Below are 18508 nucleotides of genomic sequence, written 5' to 3'. Positions count from 1 at the left end.
GAATTATCAACTCAAAATCTCCTTGATCACATTTCCCTCCACATCTGTCAATCTAAATCTTCTACCTTGAAATTTATATGTTAAACGCTCATGGTCAAGTCCCATCAAATGAAGTAGCGTTGCATTAAGATCATGTACGTGAACTGGGTTTTCTACCACATGATATCCAAAATCATCAGTTCTACCATAAGTCATCCCTTTTTTAACACCTGCTCCTGCCAATAACATAGTATAAGCGTCTGGATGGTGGTCTCTTCCAAAATTATCCTTGGTTAGCTGGCCTTGAGAAAAGCAAGTTCGTCCGAATTCTCCACCCCATACTACCAAGGTATCCTCAAGCAAGCCTCTTTGTTTTAAGTCCATGATTAATGCTGCACTTGCTTGATCCACCTCCTTGGCTCTTTTTCCAATATTTTTTGGTAGATCACTGTGGTGATCCCAGCCTCCATGGTAAACCTGGATGAATTTCACTCCTCGTTCTGCCAGCCTTCTGGCTAAAAGACAATTGCTGGCAAAAGTCCCAGGCTTTTTACTATCCTCCCCATATTGATCATAGATGTAATCAGGCTCTCCTATGGTGTCAACCACCTCCGGAACAGAGGTTTGCATTCTAAAAGCCATTTCATATTGAGCCATCTTGGCTTTAATAGAGGGATCTTCCCAAAACTCAAATGCTCCTTCTTGCATTTTTTTCAAGTAGTCTAATTGTACTCTTCTAGCAGCTTCGGTAACTCCGGGAGGATTTGTAAGAAATAAAACAGGATCCTTTCCTCCTCTGAATCGTACCCCCTGATGCTCCGCAGGCAAGAATGCACTGGAATATAATCCTGCAAAGCCACCTTCAAGCCCTTCTGTTTTCAGAACAATGAAAGCAGGCAAATTTTCATTGTCAGATCCCAAACCATAACTAATCCATGATCCAAAGGATGGTCTCCCAGGAAGTTCTGAGCCAGTATTTGTAAACATCTGGGCAGGTTCATGCTGAACTGAAGCCGTATGCATTGACTGAATTTTACAAAGCTCATCCGTAATCTTGGACATATTTGGCATCAAATCACTCATCCACATGCCGCTGTTTCCGTGCTGTTTGAAATTCCATCTAGTTCCAACCATTGGCAAGGAATTCTGAGTAGCAACGGTTCCTGTAACACGATCTCCCAAAACGCTTGAAGGAAGATCTTGCCCATCCATTTTGATCAACTGTGGCTTATAATCAAATAAATCAAGCTGAGACGGAGCTCCTGCCATATAGAGATAAATGATCCGTTTTGCTTTTGGGACAAAATGAGGTTTATTTCCGTAAGCGAAAAGTGATGATGGGTTTAGCAAGGAAGCCAAAGATACTGCTCCAATCCCTAATGAAGTTTTAGTCAAAAATTCCCGCCTCGTCAAAGGTGTATGTATATGATTGTGTCCCATGATTACCTTTTCATGTAGGTTTCATCAAAATTTAAAATTGAGTTTGCCACAACAGTCATTGCTGCAGTTTGAGTCTTATCGAGTTTTAAATCTCTTGGTAATTCTCCAACTGCTAATAGAGAATCTGCTAATAATGGATTTTCTTGAAAATGTAGTATTGCGCTTTCGTAATGTTCCCTCAATGTACTCAGTAAGCGCTCGTTGGGAGTTACCCCAGTAGCCAAGCGGAAACTTAAAATCAGCCTGTCATCCAAACTTTCTTTCTCCTTAATTACACGCTCTGACATCAATCTCGAAGCCTCTACAAACTGAGGTGCATTTAATAGATTCAAAGCCTGAAGCGGAGTATTTGTATTTACTCGTTTAGTTATACAGATTTCCCGGTTACTAGCATCAAAAGTGATCATGTAAGGTGCTGGAGAAAATCTCCGTGCAAATGTATACATGCTTCTTCTATATAAATTGGCACCGGAGTCTTGCTTATATTTATGAAGCTTAAATGAGAAATCCCCCAATTCTTGCCAAAGTCCTTCCGGCTGATAAGGTTTCACACTTGGCCCACCAACTTTCTTTACTAAAATACCACTGGAAGCTAGTGCATTATCTCTAATAAATTCGGCAGGCAATCTATAGCTACTTGATCTGGAATAATATTTATTATCTGGATCTGCCTCATACTTTTCCTGATCTGCAAAAGAAGATTGCTGATAAGTAGAAGACATTACCATAAGTTTGAGCATTCTTTTCAGATCCCAATCACTCTCCATAAACTCATAAGCAAGCCAATCTAGTAATTCAGGATGTGTGGGTAAGTCACCTTGTATGCCAAAATCTCCTGAAGTTTTGACAATCCCTGTTCCAAAAATCATTTGCCAGTATCGATTGATAATTACCCGTGATGTCAGTGGATTTTCAGGGTTGACTAGCCATTTTGCTAGACCAAATCGGTTTTTAGGATATTCTTCCGGGAAAGGCAAGACATTCTCGGGCGTACTCGGTTCTACAGCTTCGCCATAATCATTATAAATCCCTCTATTTAACAAGAAAGTTGGTCTGGGCTCTGACATGTCTTCCATCACCATTACTTCTTGTACACCACCCAATGCAGAAATTTTCTTTTTTCTCAGGTCTCTAATTTCATTTCTTAGGGCTATTCTTGATTTTTCTTTCTCTAAATAATAGGCTTTAACAGAGGATTCAGGAATTGGCTTACTTATACCTCCTGCAAGACTTGACATTTCAATAGATGTGAGATTCCTATCAAATAGTTTCACTTCATCCATTGCCCCCTTATAAATTCCCGGATCAAAAGTGAAAAGTCTATAGCTCTTTCCAAGTCTGAGGGGTAGCGTATCCAGTTTTGCAGTATATTCTTCAATTGGTAGAATACTTCGTGTTAGTTTATCAGCTTCAACCTTTATTTTTTGCTCTTCTCCATTCACGAATAAAGACACCCCTTCAGCACTGCCAGAACCATCGTAAGAAAATCCTATCTGAGACCAAATATCGGCAACCACAGCTTTTGTAGTCACAACCTCGATATAGTCGTCAGGAAGTCTATGAATTAAGCGAAGAGAAAGATGATTTGCAGAATCTAATAACAATTCCCAGCCTCGATAAAATCCTAAAAAATTAGCGCTATTTCCCATGATATTTTTGAGATGCTTAGCTTCTTCCTTTTCAGGTTTAATCCAAACGCTTCCACTGAAAGCATCATATTGGTCAAAAAAACCTACTTTATTAAGGCTTACGTAATCAAAATCATCATCAAAGACTACGCCTTTACCAACTTTCCCTTCTGTCAATTCTACTCCTAAAGTTGCTTCAGAAACCTTATTCTTATCAAGAATCAGAACTTCTTCATATTCAGTTTTCTTTTTCTTTTTTTGCTCTTTCTTTATCGAATCAATTTTTGCCTTTTCTTTTGCTGTCTTCTTCTTGTATTCTTCAGCCTCTTCTTCAGCAAATGGATTGAAATCTTTCTTAACTCTTTTAATTTTCTCAAAAGATTCAAAAGAAAAAGAACCCAACTCATTTTCAATCCTTGGAAGATCTCCGATGTCAGCTACATAATTTTTAATTTCCTTTGCCTGAAGATTTTTTAATTCATCTTCTTTCTCTTTTATCAATAGATCTAAAGAATCCAGTGATTTTTTCTGCTCCTCTTTGAAAAGCATTACTGTCGGGGGCCTATTTAAATCTGTTGGGCCAAGACCATATTCATCTACGCTATTGAAAAATGCTGATAGCTGGAAGAAATTCTTCTGACTAATCGGATCAAATTTATGGTCATGACAGCGAGCACAGCCTATGGTAAGACCAAGGAATGCTGTGCCCGTAGTAGCTGTTCTTTCTGCAACATATTCTACCCTATACTCCTCTTGAATGGATCCAGCAGAAGCTTCCATTGGATTTAACCTGTAAAAAGCAGTGGCAAGTTTATCTTGAGTTGTAGCATTTGGGAGTAAATCCCCAGCCACTTGTTTGGTAATAAATTCACTGTAAGGAATATTATTTTTGAAAGCTTCAATCACCCAATCTCTATAGGGCCACATTTCCCTATATCCATCAAAAGAAACTCCATGCGAATCTGCGTATCTGGCAATATCAAGCCATTCCATGGCCAACCTTTCTGCATTTTCTTGTGAAGAAAGAAGCCTATCCACAACCTTTTCATAAGCATTTTCCGAATCATCACTTAAAAATTCATCTATTTCCTTTATAGTAGGAGGTAATCCTGTCAAGTCCATAGTAACTCTTCTCAAAAGCCGCTCTTTATCGGCTCTTGGGTTAGGATTAAGATTTTGATTTATTAACTCAGATTGAATAAAATGATCAATAGGATTATTCCTATTCCAATCTTCCTTAAGTTCCGGAACTTCAGGATTCTCTACTTCTAAAAAAGCCCAATGTTCTTTCCACTCAGCACCTTGATCTACCCATTTTGCGATGATTGCTATCTCTTTCGGAGTAAGATATAAGTTAGACTCTGGCGGAGGCATTATGGTTTCCTGATCCAAACTAACCAGTCTATGAAAAACCTCGCTACCAGATAGACTACCTTTTGAAAAGGCCTTGTTTCCAGATTCTAATTTCTTAAAAGCTTCTTCCTCAATATCAAGCCTCAAGCCGGCCTTTCGAGATCCCTCATCAGGCCCATGGCAAGCGTAGCACCTATCTGCTAAAATTGGTTTGACATGAAAGTTGTAATCAATTTGATCAGGTAAATCAGCATATTCCACTTCTACCTCTTCAGGGAGAGAAGGCTGGCAGCCGAAGTTCATTAAGAGTCCAAAGACAAAAAAGGAACAGATCAGGACGCCTGATTTGCTGAACGGAAAGCTATTTGGGTTCATAAAAAAATATTTACATTAAATGTAACATTATCTTTATAAAACCCTGAAAAATAAGACAATAAATTTCTTGTAAAAATACAATTAGCAATTAAATTATTTTTCAAAAAACAAAAAATCCCTGCTCAGACGAACAGGGATTTCTACGAAAACTTAAGTAGTAATTTTATTGACCTGCTGCAAATTCCTCGACAGCCTTCCATACCCGGAAAACATTTTTATAACAAATTTTTTCAATATCCTCCTGAGAATACCCTCTTTTTAAAAGTTCAGCAATCAGATTTGGATACATGGAAACGTCTTTTAACCCTGTTGGCAAGGAATCCCCAACTCCATCGAAATCAGAACCAAACCCAACATAATCCACTCCTACTAAATTTACCACATAATCAATGTGGTCTGCTACTTTCTGAACCGAAGGGAAAGGATTATTTGCTGCGGTATATTCAGCTATATAAGCCTGTGCAGTTGAATCACTTCTGCTTAAGTTATTTTCAGCGAGCCAATTTACTATGTGCTCTCTTACTTTACTATTTCCGGTTGAATAGGCGGAATCTATAAAACTCCCTCCAAAATTTATCATCATCACTCCTCCATTCTTTGCCATTGCTTGAATCAATTCATCACTCATGTTTCTCTCAAAACCAGGAGTAAACGCCCTTACTGATGAGTGAGAGGCAATAACCGGGACTTGAGTAATGTCCAAAGCCTCTTTAAAAGTATTATCAGAAACATGAGACAAATCAACCATAATTCCTACTCGGTTCATTTCTTTGACTACTTGCTCTCCATATTCGCTTAGACCATTGTATAATCTGACCGTATCGTAACTACTGTCTCCGATCAAGTTTGCTTTTCCATGGGTCAAGGTAATGTATCGGATCCCTCTTTTATAAAAGTATTCTACATTGGCTATATCATCCTCCAAACCTGCTCCATTTTCCATTCCCATTGGTAAGGAAATTTTACCTGCAGAAAAATTTTCTTCAATATCAGCGGGGCTATAAGCCATAGCAAATTTGTCAGGAAAAGTTTCAGCTAATCGCTCAGTCATTAGGATTAATGAATCAGCTAAAGCTTTGGATGCACCAGGGATTTGTTGGTTGCCAGCAGGAATATATATCGACATGAAAGGAGCATCCAAACCACCCTCTTTGGACCTTGGAAAGTCAAAATTACCTCCATCCGTTCTTACAGATACATCCAGGATTTCTCGTTGAAGGGTAAAACCTCCCACTTTCATGCGATAGGGAAGATCTACATGTCCATCAACCATGATGGTATTATGAGCCATTTCAGTGGCAGCCTTCAGTCGCTCGTCATCACTCATAGTTGTATAATCAATGGTAATTTCCTTGGGTTGGCAGGCCCAAGCCATTAAGCCAATCAATAAGAAGGAATAGTTCTTTTTCATAAATGTTGGTGGTTTATAAGGGAGAAAGATACAGGGTTTTGTCCAGTCCCTAAAAAAAATTCCACAAAAGGGAATTCAAGGCAAATAAAAAGGACTTTGAAAGGAATCAAGAAACCATTTTCAAAAGATTTCACACTTTATCATTAACTTTTCGTACAAAATCCACCTACTATGAAGAAAACATCCTTTTTAATTTTACTTGCATGTTTTGCATGGGCATGTCAGTCTCCTGACGATTCCTCACCGGTAAGCATCAAAATAAGTCCTGAACTTGAACCTGGATTCAAAGATGGAAGATTATTGATAATATTTTCACCTGACAAAGAAAGAGAGCCAAGATTTTCAATTTCCGATAATGCTTCGACCGCTCAAGTTTTTGGAATGGACATAGAGGATTTTGAACTTGGAGATGCTATTGAGTTGGACCCAAAAAGCTTTGGCTACCCAATTGAAAATCTGAATGAAGTACAAGAAGGGAATTATCAAATACAGGCATTCCTAATAAAATATGAAACCTTTATTCGATCAGATGGCCACACGGTCAAACTAGCAATGGATCAAGGCGAAGGAAGGAAATGGGCTAATACACCCGGGAATATTTATTCTAAACCAATTTCCTTTGATTGGAAAGAAGGTACTTCAATCGAATTGACAATTGATCAGGAAATCCCTCCGGTTAGCGAGCCTGAAGACACCAAATATATCAAGCATATCAAAATGAAATCAGCCTTACTTTCTGAGTTTTGGGGAAGAGATATGTATGTTGGTGCACATGTACTTTTACCTGAAGGATTTGATGAAAATCCAAATCAGTATTACCCCTTAATGGTTTTTCATGGTCATTTCCCAAATGACTTTGGAGGATTTAGAACTGTTCCTCCGGATCCTGATCTATCAGAAGATGATTATTCAGCAAGGTTTGGAATCTACGGCTATGAAAAAATGCAACAACAAGAAGCTTATGACTTCTATCAAAAGTGGATTTCCCCTGATTTCAAAAGATTTATTATTATTGAAATTCAACATGCAAATCCATTTTATGATGATAGCTATGCTGTCAATTCCGAAAACCTTGGTCCTTATGGTGATGCATTAACCTATGAATTGATACCATATATTGAAAATGAATTTAGAGGAATAGGAGAAGGTTGGTCCAGGTTTTTATATGGTGGTTCTACCGGTGGCTGGGAAGCACTAGCTGCCCAGGTTTTTTATCCAGATGAATATAATGGTTGTTTTGCTGCTTGCCCTGACCCTATTGACTTCAGAGCTTTTACAACGGTCAATCTTTACGAAGACCAAAATGCCTATTTTCAAGAAGGGGAATTCAGGAAAACGCCTAGGCCAGGACATAGAGATTATTTGGGACATGTCTCTTCTATGGTAGTAGATATGAATCACAGGGAGCTAGCAATAGGTGGTACAAAAACTCGCTCAGGTGAACAGTTTGATATTTGGCAGGCGGTTTATTCTCCGGTCGGAGAAGATGGCTATCCAAAACCTATTTGGGATAAAAAGACTGGAGAAATTGACTCAAAAGTTGCTGAATTTTGGAAAGAGAATTACGACCTTCGCTATATTATGGAACGTGACTGGAATACTTTGGGACCAAAGCTTGAAGGCAAAGTGAATATCTATTGTGGGGACATGGATAACTATTATCTAAACAATGCTGTTTATTTAACAGAAGCATTTTTGGAACAAACAGAAAACCCATATTTTAATGGTGAAGTAGCTTATGGGGATCGTGCTGAACATTGCTGGAATGGAGACCCTACTCTTCCAAATTATATTTCACGACTTCGTTATAACACACTTTATCTAGACAAAATCGAGGATAGATTAAGGGCAACTGCCCCATCTAATTTTAATCAACAAAACTGGACAATAACTAAAAATTAAACTGACATGAAAAATTTACTTAAACCTTTCCTTTTCGGAATTGGAGCAAGTATATTGTTTGTACAATGTAGTCCTCAAAAAACGGAAGAAGATTCGGCAACGGAAACAATTGTTGTTGAAGATGCAAAAACTCCGACCCTAACTATGGTCTGGGAGACACCCGAAACCTTAATTACTTGTGAATCTGTACTTTATGATGATTCAACGGGGACTATTTATGTTTCTAATATCGAAGGAAGTCCAACTGATAAAGATGGGAAGGGATCAATATCCATAATTGATAAAGAAGGGAATATTATTACACAAGAATGGATTACTGGGCTTAACGCTCCAAAAGGAATGGCAATTTCAAATGGAAAGTTATATGTTACTGATATTGATCAGTTAATTGAGATTGATATTCAAGCTGCAAAAATTTCAAATACCTATCCTATTGAGGGGGCCGAATTCTTAAATGATGTAGCTTCACATGATGGCAAGATTTATTTCTCTGGTATGAATAAAGGGTTGCTTCATGTCTTGGACGGAGGATCAGTTTCTACAGTTTCTGAAGGAAATGCTTTGCTCAATGGAGTTGCTGTGGATACCAATGGCAAAATCTATGGACTTGACGGATCTGGCCTAAAAATGATAAATTCTGATGGCTCTTCAAGCATCATCAATTCCACTGTAACCGGAGGAGATGGATTAATCATTCTTGATGGTGGAAATTTTGTGGCTACAAGATGGGCTGGTGAAATTTATTTTGTTAGTGGAGATGGAGAAACGCTTTTATTAGACACGAAAGATGCTGGGTCTAATACGGCTGACATAGGATTTATCCCTGAGGAAAACTTAGTATTAGTTCCTACTTTCATGAAAAACAAAGTAGTGGCCTACAAACTTGATTATTAATAAATAGATAAAAGTTAAAATGTGCTTTTCAAGAAAGCCTCATTGTAACCACTTATCAATAACTAAATCAATGTATCAAGTTTCTATCCGCCTTATCTGATATTTTGTCCGTATCTTGTGGAGGATTATTCCGTTAAAATAGGTACATACCTATTTTAGGTATATCAATAAGACGAAAGGAAACACTTCACCTAAGAAGTTTTACTATGAAAAATTCAAAACCAATAAATTACGAGTTGGAGAAAAATATGGAGGTCATAAGCCAATTAGATGACCTTGTGGGAGATGCAGTTGACAATATTTTAGTAGACCCAGAGACTTGTTGGCAACCCTCCGATTTTTTACCTGAATTCGGAAACCCGGATATTCATGATGAAATTAAGTTATTACAAAAAAGAGCTGAAGGAATCCCGGATACTGTTCTTACCTCTTTGGTAGGTAATATGATTACAGAGGAAGCTTTACCCTCTTATCAAACGTATTTCAACCTGCTCGAAGGAATCAACGAAGAAAGAAGCCTTGTTTCACCTAGCGGTTGGGTTAGATGGTCAAAAGCTTGGACAGCTGAAGAAAACCGTCATGGTGACTTATTAAATAAGTATTTGTACATGACAGGTAGGGTAGATATGAAAGCCGTAGAAATTACGATTCATAGACTTCTTACTAATGGTTTTGACCCTAAATCAGAAAGTGATCCCTATCAAGCGATGATTTATACTTCATTCCAGGAAAGAGCAACAAAAGTTTCTCATGTTAATACTGGTAAACTTGCTGATAAAGCTGGCGATCCTGTTCTAGCTAGAATCTGTAAAACTATAGCTGGAGATGAGGCAAGACATGAAAAAGCTTATAAGTCATTTATGTCCAAAATTTTTGAAATTGATCCTAACGGTGCAATTCTAGCTTTTGAGAAAATGATGAAGAAGCAGATCGTTATGCCTGCAGTATTGATGGGAGAAGGAGGGCCTAATCCATCTATCTACACAAGGTTTTCAGAGATTACTCAAAAAGTTGGAATATATACTGGTTGGGATTATGCTAAAATCATCGATCATTTGGTAAATCTTTGGAAGATTGAAAGTCTAACTGGCTTGAACGATGCCGCTTCTAAAGCACAGATATATCTTTCAAAATTGGCTGATAGATATATGAGGGTAGCAGACAGAATGAAAGCTCCTGAGGAAGTACAGTTAGCTTGGTTAAAATAATAGCCTTTCAAACTATTACTACTTATTGTGGAAACCTCTTCATCTTTGAAGAGGTTTTTTTGTTACCGATTCTGTAGTATTTTGATCAAACAATAGATTTATCCGAACCTTCTCCAAAAACTAAAAAATGAAATCTTTCATACTTTCACTTATTTTCTTAACCCTCTTCAGATTCGGGTATTCCCAGTCTGAATTAAAAGTCAATCAAGAACGTCTTAACAATTCAATTCAAAAGCTTTCGACCTTTGGTAAGAATGAGGCGGGAGGATCAGACCGGGTAGCTTATAGCAAGTATGATCAAGAGGCGAGAATATACATTAAAGAGCTAATGACAAAGGCAGGGCTAGCTGTTTCAACAGATTTTGCAGGTAATCTAATTGGAAAAAAAACTGGATTAAATCCTTCTTTAAAACCAATTGCTTTTGGTTCCCATATCGACGAAGTTCCAAATGGAGGTGACTATGATGGACCAGTTGGCTCTTTAAGTGCTATAGAGGTAGTGCAGACCCTTTCAGAAAATAATTGGAATACTCGACACCCTCTGGAGGTAATAATTTTCACAAATGAAGAAGGCGGTGTTATTGGAAGCAGAGCACTGGCTGGTCAATTAAGTCCTGAAGCATTGAAAATAAAAAGTTCAAGTGGAATGACACAATATGAGGGAATAAAAGCCATCGACGGTGATCCAGATCGAATTCCCGAGCTGAAAAGAAACTCTGGAGATCTGGCTGCATTTTTGGAATTACATATTGAGCAAGGTGGAAATCTTGATAGAGAAGGGATAGATATTGGAGTTGTAGAAGGAATTGTGGCCATCGAGTGGTATGAATTTACCTTTCATGGGTTTGCAAATCATGCGGGAACTACCCCTATGAATATGAGAAAAGACCCAATGCTCCCTGCCGCAAGATTGGTTCTTGCCGTGAATGAAATTGTTAATTCATTTGACGGAGCCCAAGTAGCAACAGTAGGCAAGATCGAAGCTTTTCCCGGTGCGGGTAATGTGATTCCAGGAGAAGTCAAATTAAATGTTGAAATCAGGGATCTATCTTCCGAAAAAATTCATAACGTTTATGAAGCTATAGAGAAAAAAGCTAAAACACTTGCTCAGGAAAGTGATATGGAGGTCAGTATTAACCACATCGAAGTGGCAAGTAAGCCTGCTTTAGCTAATCCTGAAATACAAAAAACAATTGAAACTTCTGCTAAAGCATTAGGCTTGAGCACTAAATATTTACCTAGTGGAGCTGGCCACGATTCGCAGGAGATAGCAAGATTCGCTCCCATTGGTATGATATTCATACCAAGCAAAGATGGAATAAGTCACTCTCCTCAGGAATATTCTTCTCCTGAGGATATTGTAAATGGAGCAAATGTATTATTACAAACTATTATCGCTTTGGATCGAAAATTGAATTCAAAAAATTGACAATTAGATTCAAGAAAAGGTAACCTTACACTGAGCTTAGTAGTTAGTAACCAAATCGTGAAACTTTAATTTTTAGAGGATGAAACTCTTTAACATTAAGGGATAAATCTCCCAAATCAGGGAGTCTTTTCATCACTTCTTACAAATTCAAAAAACATGGACAATACTCAAATAGAAAACATCACGCTTTCTTTTCTCCAGCTCTCAGATTATCAAGAACTCAAAGAGGCTATGATTGATAGCTACCAATCCATGTCAGAAGCTTATTGGAGAGAAGATCAAATAGCAGCTCTTTTTGAAAAATTCCCTGAAGGTCAGGTCGTCATTCGGATCAATGACCAATTGGCGGGATGCGCACTTTCTATCGTGGTAGATGAAGATCAGCTGGAGGGTGAGCATACTTATAAAGGTATTACCTCTAATTTTACTTTTGAAAAACACACTAACAATGGAGATCTGCTGTATGGAATCGATGTCTTTATTAAGCCAGAATTTAGAGGATTAAGACTAGGAAGAAGGCTTTATGATTACCGTAAAGAGCTTTGTGAAAAGCTTAATCTGAAGGGAATTGTGTTCGGAGGTCGTATCCCTAATTATCACAAATATGCGGACAAAATAACTCCTAAAGAATATCTGGAAAAAGTGAAGATGAAAGAAATATATGATCCGGTATTAAACTTTCAACTCGCTAATGATTTTCACCCAACTCGAATAATGAGAAACTATTTAGAAGGTGATAAGGACTCTAGTGAATTTGCGGTTTTATTGGAATGGGATAATATCTATTATGAAAAACCAACTAAAAAAGCATCTACTAATAAAACGATTGTTCGCCTGGGTCTAATTCAGTGGCAAATGCGCTTGTATGAAAATCTTGACGAACTCATGCAACAAGCCGAATATTTTGTAGATGCGGTCTCTGCTTATCGTTCAGATTTTGCACTCTTCCCTGAATTATTCAATGCCCCTTTAATGGCTGAGTTCAATCATTTGACAGAAGCACAAGCAGTTCGCGGACTCGCAAAATACACCGATGAAATCGTTAAAAGATTCTCAAAACTTTCAATTTCTTACAACATTAATATCATCACTGGATCTATGCCTAAGATCAAAGATGATTTGCTTTATAATGTAGGGTATCTATGTAAAAGAGATGGTTCAATAGAGTTTTACGAAAAATTACATATTACTCCCTTGGAATCGAAAGTTTGGGGAATGCAAGGAGGGAATTCTTTAAAGGCATTTGATACTGATTGTGGAAAAATCGGAATCCTTATTTGTTATGATGCTGAGTTTCCTGAACTGAGTAGAATTCTTGCGGAGCAGGGAATGGATATTCTATTTGTTCCTTTCCTAACAGATACTCAAAATGGTTATTCTAGAGTAAGAAACTGTGCTATGGCGAGAGCTATAGAAAATGAATGTTATGTAGCGATGGCAGGAAGTGTAGGAAACTTACCGAAAGTCCATAATATGGATATGCAATACGCCCAATCTATGGTTATTACACCATGCGATTTCCCATTCCCTAGTAACGGAATTAAAGCTGAAGCCACTCCAAACACAGAAATGACGCTCATTGCAGACGTAGATTTATCACTTTTGAAAGAGCTTAATGAATTTGGAAGTGTACAAAACTTAAAAGATAGAAGAACAGATCTGTTTGAGCTTAAGCAAATTTCAGTAAAATGAAATAAGTAAGTTTTGAACTTTTTCCGGTATAAAGCTATTTCATGTATATACATTAAATCTACAAATGCATGTCTCAAATAAAAAAAATTCATAAGGCAGAATATAGGCCAATAGCTGATTTAATAACTTACAGCCCAATGCCTACAAATCAGTTACAGCAGATTGACCCCTTCATTTTTTTAAATCACCATGGATTTCAAACTTACCCTTCGCCCAATAGAGGGTTACCATTTGGGCCGCATCCCCACCGAGGAATGGAAACAGTAACTTTCATTTTAGAAGGAGACATTATGCATTTAGACTCCTCAGGCCATGAATCAGTGATAGGTCCGGGAGGTGTACAATACATGACTGCAGGAAGAGGATTGATTCATTCGGAGGTTAGCAGCTCGGAGTTCAAGCAAAAAGGTGGTGATTTAGAAATCCTTCAACTTTGGTTAAATCTTCCTGCAAAGTTAAAAATGTCCGATCCAAAGTATATTGGGCTCCAAAAAGAAGATATCCCTTCTTTTACCCTAGATGGAGGAAAAGTGGAAGTACAGCAATTATTTGGAGAGTGGAATGGTATCAAAGGAGCATTTGAGGAGTCATTTCCATTAACCATGAGTACAATTTATCTGAAGGAAGGAGGAAGTTTTGAGAAGGAAATATCTGAAGATGAAAATATTTTCTTTTACATAGTCAGAGGAGAACTGAATGTAAATGGAGAGTTGATCCCATATAGAAATCTTGTAGAATTCGAAAAGGGATCTGTAGACCTGAAAGTAACTGCCAAATCAGATTCAATTCTGATTTTAGGTCATGCAAAGCCTTTTAACGAACCTATGGTCGCACAAGGTCCGTTTGTCATGAATACGGAAGAAGAAATCCATCAGGCATATGAAGATTACCAAAACGGTAAATTCGGCTCCTGGTCCCATTAACTGTCAATAATATCCTGGGAGATCAATCTATAAATTTCAGCAATGGAATCGTTGTAGTTCAAAAAGCGATGATGATCTTCCAGGGTTTGATAATCCTCTCGAATAGCCGGGCCTGTCTGAGCTTTTTTGGCGCCAATTTGTAAAGTTTTAGAGATCTGCTCAACGATCAATGGCTTTAGCATATCAAAATCAAGTCCTTGCCTTCTCATAATTTCCTCACTGATCCGGATCATATGATTACTAAAATTACTGGCAAAAACCGCTGCCACATGAATAGCTTTTCTATCTTTTGATTTGACTACGTAATTCATTGAGGAAAGGCTCTTGGCTAACTTTCGCAACTTTTGTAACGTTTCTTCATCTTCACATTCCAGTAAAAAAGTCACGTCTTCAAAATCTATTTTTCTATCTTTTGTAAATGACTGAAGAGGGTAAAAAATCCCTGTATAACTGGCAGAACTATATCCCAAAATATCTAAGGGCATTGTGCCGGAAGTATGCACTAAGATGCTCCCTTCAGGTAAAATAACTTCATCGGCCACTTCAGGTATCGCAAAATCTTTTACAGCCAAAATAAAAATCTCTGCCTCAGATTCAGAAAAATCTAAGTCATTTTTGGCTTCCGAGGAATAAAGTCTTCCCGTAATCTTAATGGCTTCATCAATATCTCTGGCATAAACTTCGGTTACTTCATGACCAGCATTTTCTAATGCCGGGGCTAAATGCCATGCGACATTTCCTGCTCCTAATACAGCTATTTTAAACTTCATACACGAATTAAACCAAAAATTTGAGGAAAGAAAAAGCCATCTAGAATTGTCCTAGATGGCTTTTAAATAATTTTGAAAAGCAATTAAACATGCAAAGCTCTATTATCCGTGGCTGCCAGACATGCTTCTTTAAAGGCTTCAGTGTAGGTTGGGTGAGCGTGTGACATCCTGGCGATATCCTCAGCAGAAGCTCTGTATTCCATAGCAACAACTGCTTCCGCAATCATATCTGCTGTCCTTGGGCCAATCATATGTACTCCGAGAATTTCATCAGTTTGAGCATCTGCTAAAACCTTTACCAATCCATCTGTATCCATAGAAGCCCTCGCTCGTCCAGAAGCCATGAAAGGGAATTTACCTGCCTTGTATTTGATACCTTTCTCTTTTAACTGTTCCTCAGTATATCCTACTGAAGCGACCTCAGGCCAAGTATATACTACCCCAGGTATAAGATTATAATTAATATGTGGTTTTTGTCCAGCTAAAGTTTCAGCGACAAAAACTCCTTCTTCTTCGGCTTTATGAGCCAACATTGCACCTTTCACAACGTCACCGATAGCATAGATATTTGGAACATTGGTCTGCAAATGTTCATTTACTTCAATTTGTCCTCTATCCGTCAATTTAACTCCTGCAGCTTCTGCGTTCAAACCATCGGTATAAGGCCTTCTTCCAATAGAAACCAATACATAATCTCCTTTAACATCTATTGTATCACCTTTTGGAGTTTCTGCTTTAACCGTTACTTCTTTTCCTTTTTTCTCTACTGAAGTTACTTTATGCTTTAAATAGAATTCGAAGCCTAGTTTTTTCAAGGACTTCTGAAGCTCTTTTCCCATGGTGCGATCCATAGTCGGTATCAAAGAATCCATAAACTCAATCACAGAAACTTTAGAACCCATTCTGGCATAAACGGAGCCCAGCTCCAATCCGATTACACCTCCACCAATAACTACAAGATGTTTTGGTATTTCTTTTAGATTCAAAGCCTCAGTAGAAGTTATAACACGGTCTTTATCCAGCTTGATAAAAGGTAATGTAGAGGGCTTGGAACCTGTAGCAATGATTACATTCTTGGTTTTAATTTCCGAAGAGGAGCCATCCTCTTTGGTTACTTTAATGGTAGTTGCATCCACAAAAGAACCTATACCTTGATGAACATCAATTTTATTCTTCTTCATCAAGTAATTAATCCCGTCTGTATTCTGCTTTACCACATCGTTTTTACGAGCGATCATTTGTTTTAAGTCCACTTTCAAATTGCTCAACTTAATACCGTGCGTGTCGAAAGTGTGCGCTGCATTATGATAATGCTCGGAGGAATCCAAAAGTGCTTTAGAGGGAATACAGCCTACATTGAGGCAAGTTCCTCCTAAGGTTGGATATTTTTCTATAAGTGCGGTTTTCATTCCAAGCTGTGCACAGCGAATCGCTGCTACGTATCCTCCAGGACCAGAACCGATTACTATAACATCATAATTCATTTTCGAATATTTTTCTATTAAAAGATCAAATTGAGTTTTTTGCAATTGATCAAATTGCTTGTATTTAGTATTTGGTATTTAGAGAGCCTTAATTAGATTAATAAGCATTTTCTTAATAATATCTGATTTGGTTTTGAAATCTAAATACTCCTTCTCTTCCAAATAAGTTAATTTTAAAGCTAATAAAAGCTCATTTTCAACTTCATTTAAAGAACCTAATGAATAATGTAGAAAATTCCTGAATTCTGCATTACCTCCTCTCCCAGCACCTTCTGCAATATTATTTGAAATAGAATATACTGCACGGTTTGTTTGGGTTACCAAAGAGAACTTCTCAAAATCAGGATATTTACGTGTCCTTAAACTGACCAAAACAGCAAGATCGACAGACTTTTTATATACCTCTAAATCCTCATATCTATGCCGCCCCATATCTACCTACTAAATTCTAAATACCATATACCTACTTATACTCCAAACAACAATCTTGTTGGATCTTCAAGTAATTCTTTTACTCTTACCAAGAAGCTTACAGATTCACGGCCGTCAATAATTCTGTGGTCATAAGAAAGTGCCACATACATCATTGGAAGTATTTTTACTTCACCATTTACAGCCATCGGTCTTTGGACAATGTTGTGCATACCTAATATTGCTGACTGAGGTGCATTAATGATTGGAGTAGACATCATAGAACCAAATACACCACCATTGGTGATTGTGAATGTTCCCCCAGTCATTTCTTCAATAGAAAGCTTATTATCTCTGGCTTTAGTAGCCAACCTTACAATTTCTTTCTCTATTTGGTCAAAGCTCATAGCCTCTGCATTTCTAATAACTGGGACAACTAGTCCCTTCGGAGCAGAAACTGCAATAGAAATATCACAATAATCATTAAAGACCATTTCGTTTCCGTCAATCTTAGCATTGACAGCAGGCCATTCTTGAAGTGCCACACATACTGCTTTGGTAAAGAAGGACATAAACCCAAGACCTACTCCGTGTTTTTCTTTGAATTGTTCCTTGAATTTAGATCTCATATCCATTATAGGCTTCATGTTAACTTCATTAAATGTAGTTAACATAGCCGTTTCGTTTTTCACTGATACCAAACGCTTGGCAACAGTTTTACGAAGTGAAGACATTCTCTCTCTTCGCTCATTTCTTGATCCCAAAATTGGAGCGGAAGATTCAGCAACCGGCTTAGACTCAGCTTTTGTTGGAGCTGGAGCAGATTTTTGTGCCCCTTGCGCATCTTCTTTTGTAATCCTTCCATCCTTGCCTGTTCCAGAAACTGATTCTGGCGAAATTCCTTTTTCTGCCAAAATCTTGGATGCAGCAGGAGAAGCATGACCCGAGGCATAGTTTGAATTCCCTGGGGCCTGAGTGGCTTCGGAAGTTGAACTAGAAGCTTCATTTGATGGAGCCGGTTTACCTTCGGTCACTTCAATTTTACAGATTAATCCACCTATTTCTAAAACATCTCCCTCTTGTGCAATATGTCTTAAAATCCCTGAAGCTTCTGCTGGCAATTCAAAGGTTGCTTTATCAGAATCCACTTCAGCTATTATTTCGTCCAACTTCACATATTCTCCATCAGCTTTGATCCAGTTAGCTAAAGTAACCTCTGTAATAGACTCCCCTACGGTAGGAACAATCATCTCTTTCACTTCACCCGTTGTTGATGGAGCGTTTCCAGTACTTTTTGGTTCTTCTTTAGACTTAGGTGTAGGTGAATCATTTTCTTTTGAAGTAGAAACCACCTCTTCATCTATGGTACATATGACAGCACCAATTTCCAAAGTTTCACCTGCCTGAGCTTTTATTTTTAATATTCCTGTTGCCTCAGCTGGCAATTCAAAAGTTGCTTTATCAGACTCCAGTTCACATAGGATTTCATCCATTTGAACTTGATCTCCATCATTTTTAAACCATTGCCCTACGGTAACCTCGGTAATGGATTCGCCTACTGCAGGCACTGTAATTTCTTTGCTCATGGGTTTTTCTTTTTAACTCTAAC

At 37.9% G+C, this 18508-nt stretch carries 13 protein-coding genes; 6 read left to right on the top strand and 7 right to left on the bottom strand.

Features of this window, described 5'->3' with window-relative positions; genetic code table 11:
• Positions 1-6: 6 nt before the first annotated feature.
• The 3 genes from AAGF08_RS06995 to AAGF08_RS06985 form a co-directional block, all read right to left on the bottom strand.
• Positions 7-1419: a DUF1501 domain-containing protein gene (locus AAGF08_RS06995; protein ID WP_343510434.1), complete on the bottom strand. Its 1413-nt coding sequence runs from the start codon at positions 1417-1419 to the stop codon at positions 7-9.
• Positions 1420-1421: 2 nt separating this feature from the next.
• Positions 1422-4775, bottom strand: coding sequence for a DUF1553 domain-containing protein (locus AAGF08_RS06990; protein ID WP_343510433.1), 3354 nt, complete (start codon positions 4773-4775; stop codon positions 1422-1424).
• 163 nt (positions 4776-4938) lie between these two features.
• Complete coding sequence (locus AAGF08_RS06985) at positions 4939-6186, bottom strand: dipeptidase (RefSeq protein WP_343510432.1); 1248 nt, start codon at positions 6184-6186, stop codon at positions 4939-4941.
• Between the two features lie 171 nt (positions 6187-6357).
• On the opposite strand from AAGF08_RS06985, the gene AAGF08_RS06980 reads away from it, so the two are divergent.
• The 6 genes from AAGF08_RS06980 (at position 6358) to AAGF08_RS06955 (ending at position 14234) form a co-directional block, all read left to right on the top strand.
• The gene (locus tag AAGF08_RS06980) at positions 6358-8088 is read left to right on the top strand and encodes an alpha/beta hydrolase-fold protein (protein ID WP_343510431.1); all 1731 of its coding nucleotides are present in this window, start codon (positions 6358-6360) and stop codon (positions 8086-8088) included.
• A 6-nt stretch (positions 8089-8094) separates the two neighbouring features.
• Positions 8095-8982 carry an ATP-binding protein gene (locus AAGF08_RS06975; RefSeq protein ID WP_343510430.1) on the top strand — a complete coding sequence of 296 codons (888 nt, stop codon included), beginning with the start codon at positions 8095-8097 and terminating at the stop codon, positions 8980-8982.
• 206 nt (positions 8983-9188) lie between these two features.
• On the top strand, positions 9189-10190 hold the full coding sequence (locus AAGF08_RS06970) for an acyl-ACP desaturase (protein ID WP_343510429.1): 1002 nt from the start codon (positions 9189-9191) through the stop codon (positions 10188-10190).
• A 127-nt stretch (positions 10191-10317) separates the two neighbouring features.
• A complete protein-coding gene (locus AAGF08_RS06965; protein ID WP_343510428.1) occupies positions 10318-11619 on the top strand; it encodes a Zn-dependent hydrolase in 1302 nt (433 codons plus the stop codon).
• A gap of 156 nt (positions 11620-11775) precedes the next feature.
• A complete protein-coding gene (locus AAGF08_RS06960; protein ID WP_343510427.1) occupies positions 11776-13311 on the top strand; it encodes a carbon-nitrogen hydrolase family protein in 1536 nt (511 codons plus the stop codon).
• Between the two features lie 68 nt (positions 13312-13379).
• Entirely contained in the window at positions 13380-14234 is an 855-nt protein-coding gene (locus AAGF08_RS06955; protein WP_343510426.1) for a pirin family protein, read from the top strand.
• Here the strand turns inward: AAGF08_RS06955 and AAGF08_RS06950 are convergent.
• From AAGF08_RS06950 to odhB, 4 genes are all read right to left on the bottom strand, one after another.
• Positions 14231-15004, bottom strand: a complete 774-nt coding sequence (locus AAGF08_RS06950) for a Rossmann-like and DUF2520 domain-containing protein (RefSeq protein ID WP_343510425.1) — start codon at positions 15002-15004, stop codon at positions 14231-14233. The two genes, AAGF08_RS06955 and AAGF08_RS06950, sit on opposite strands and share 4 nt — an antisense overlap.
• Positions 15005-15087: 83 nt before the next feature.
• The gene (lpdA, locus tag AAGF08_RS06945) at positions 15088-16488 is read right to left on the bottom strand and encodes a dihydrolipoyl dehydrogenase (RefSeq protein WP_343510424.1); all 1401 of its coding nucleotides are present in this window, start codon (positions 16486-16488) and stop codon (positions 15088-15090) included.
• 78 nt (positions 16489-16566) lie between these two features.
• Positions 16567-16920, bottom strand: a complete 354-nt coding sequence (locus AAGF08_RS06940; protein WP_343510423.1) for a four helix bundle protein — start codon at positions 16918-16920, stop codon at positions 16567-16569.
• A 35-nt stretch (positions 16921-16955) separates the two neighbouring features.
• Positions 16956-18485: a 2-oxoglutarate dehydrogenase complex dihydrolipoyllysine-residue succinyltransferase gene (gene odhB / locus AAGF08_RS06935; RefSeq protein ID WP_343510422.1), complete on the bottom strand. Its 1530-nt coding sequence runs from the start codon at positions 18483-18485 to the stop codon at positions 16956-16958.
• Positions 18486-18508: the final 23 nt, after the last annotated feature.

Source organism: Algoriphagus sp. SE2 (assembly GCF_039563885.1).
In the GTDB taxonomy this organism is placed as follows: Bacteria; Bacteroidota; Bacteroidia; order Cytophagales; family Cyclobacteriaceae; genus Algoriphagus.
The sequence above is the reverse complement of the archived record's forward strand: the minus strand, read 5'-3'. Positions and strand labels throughout refer to the sequence as shown.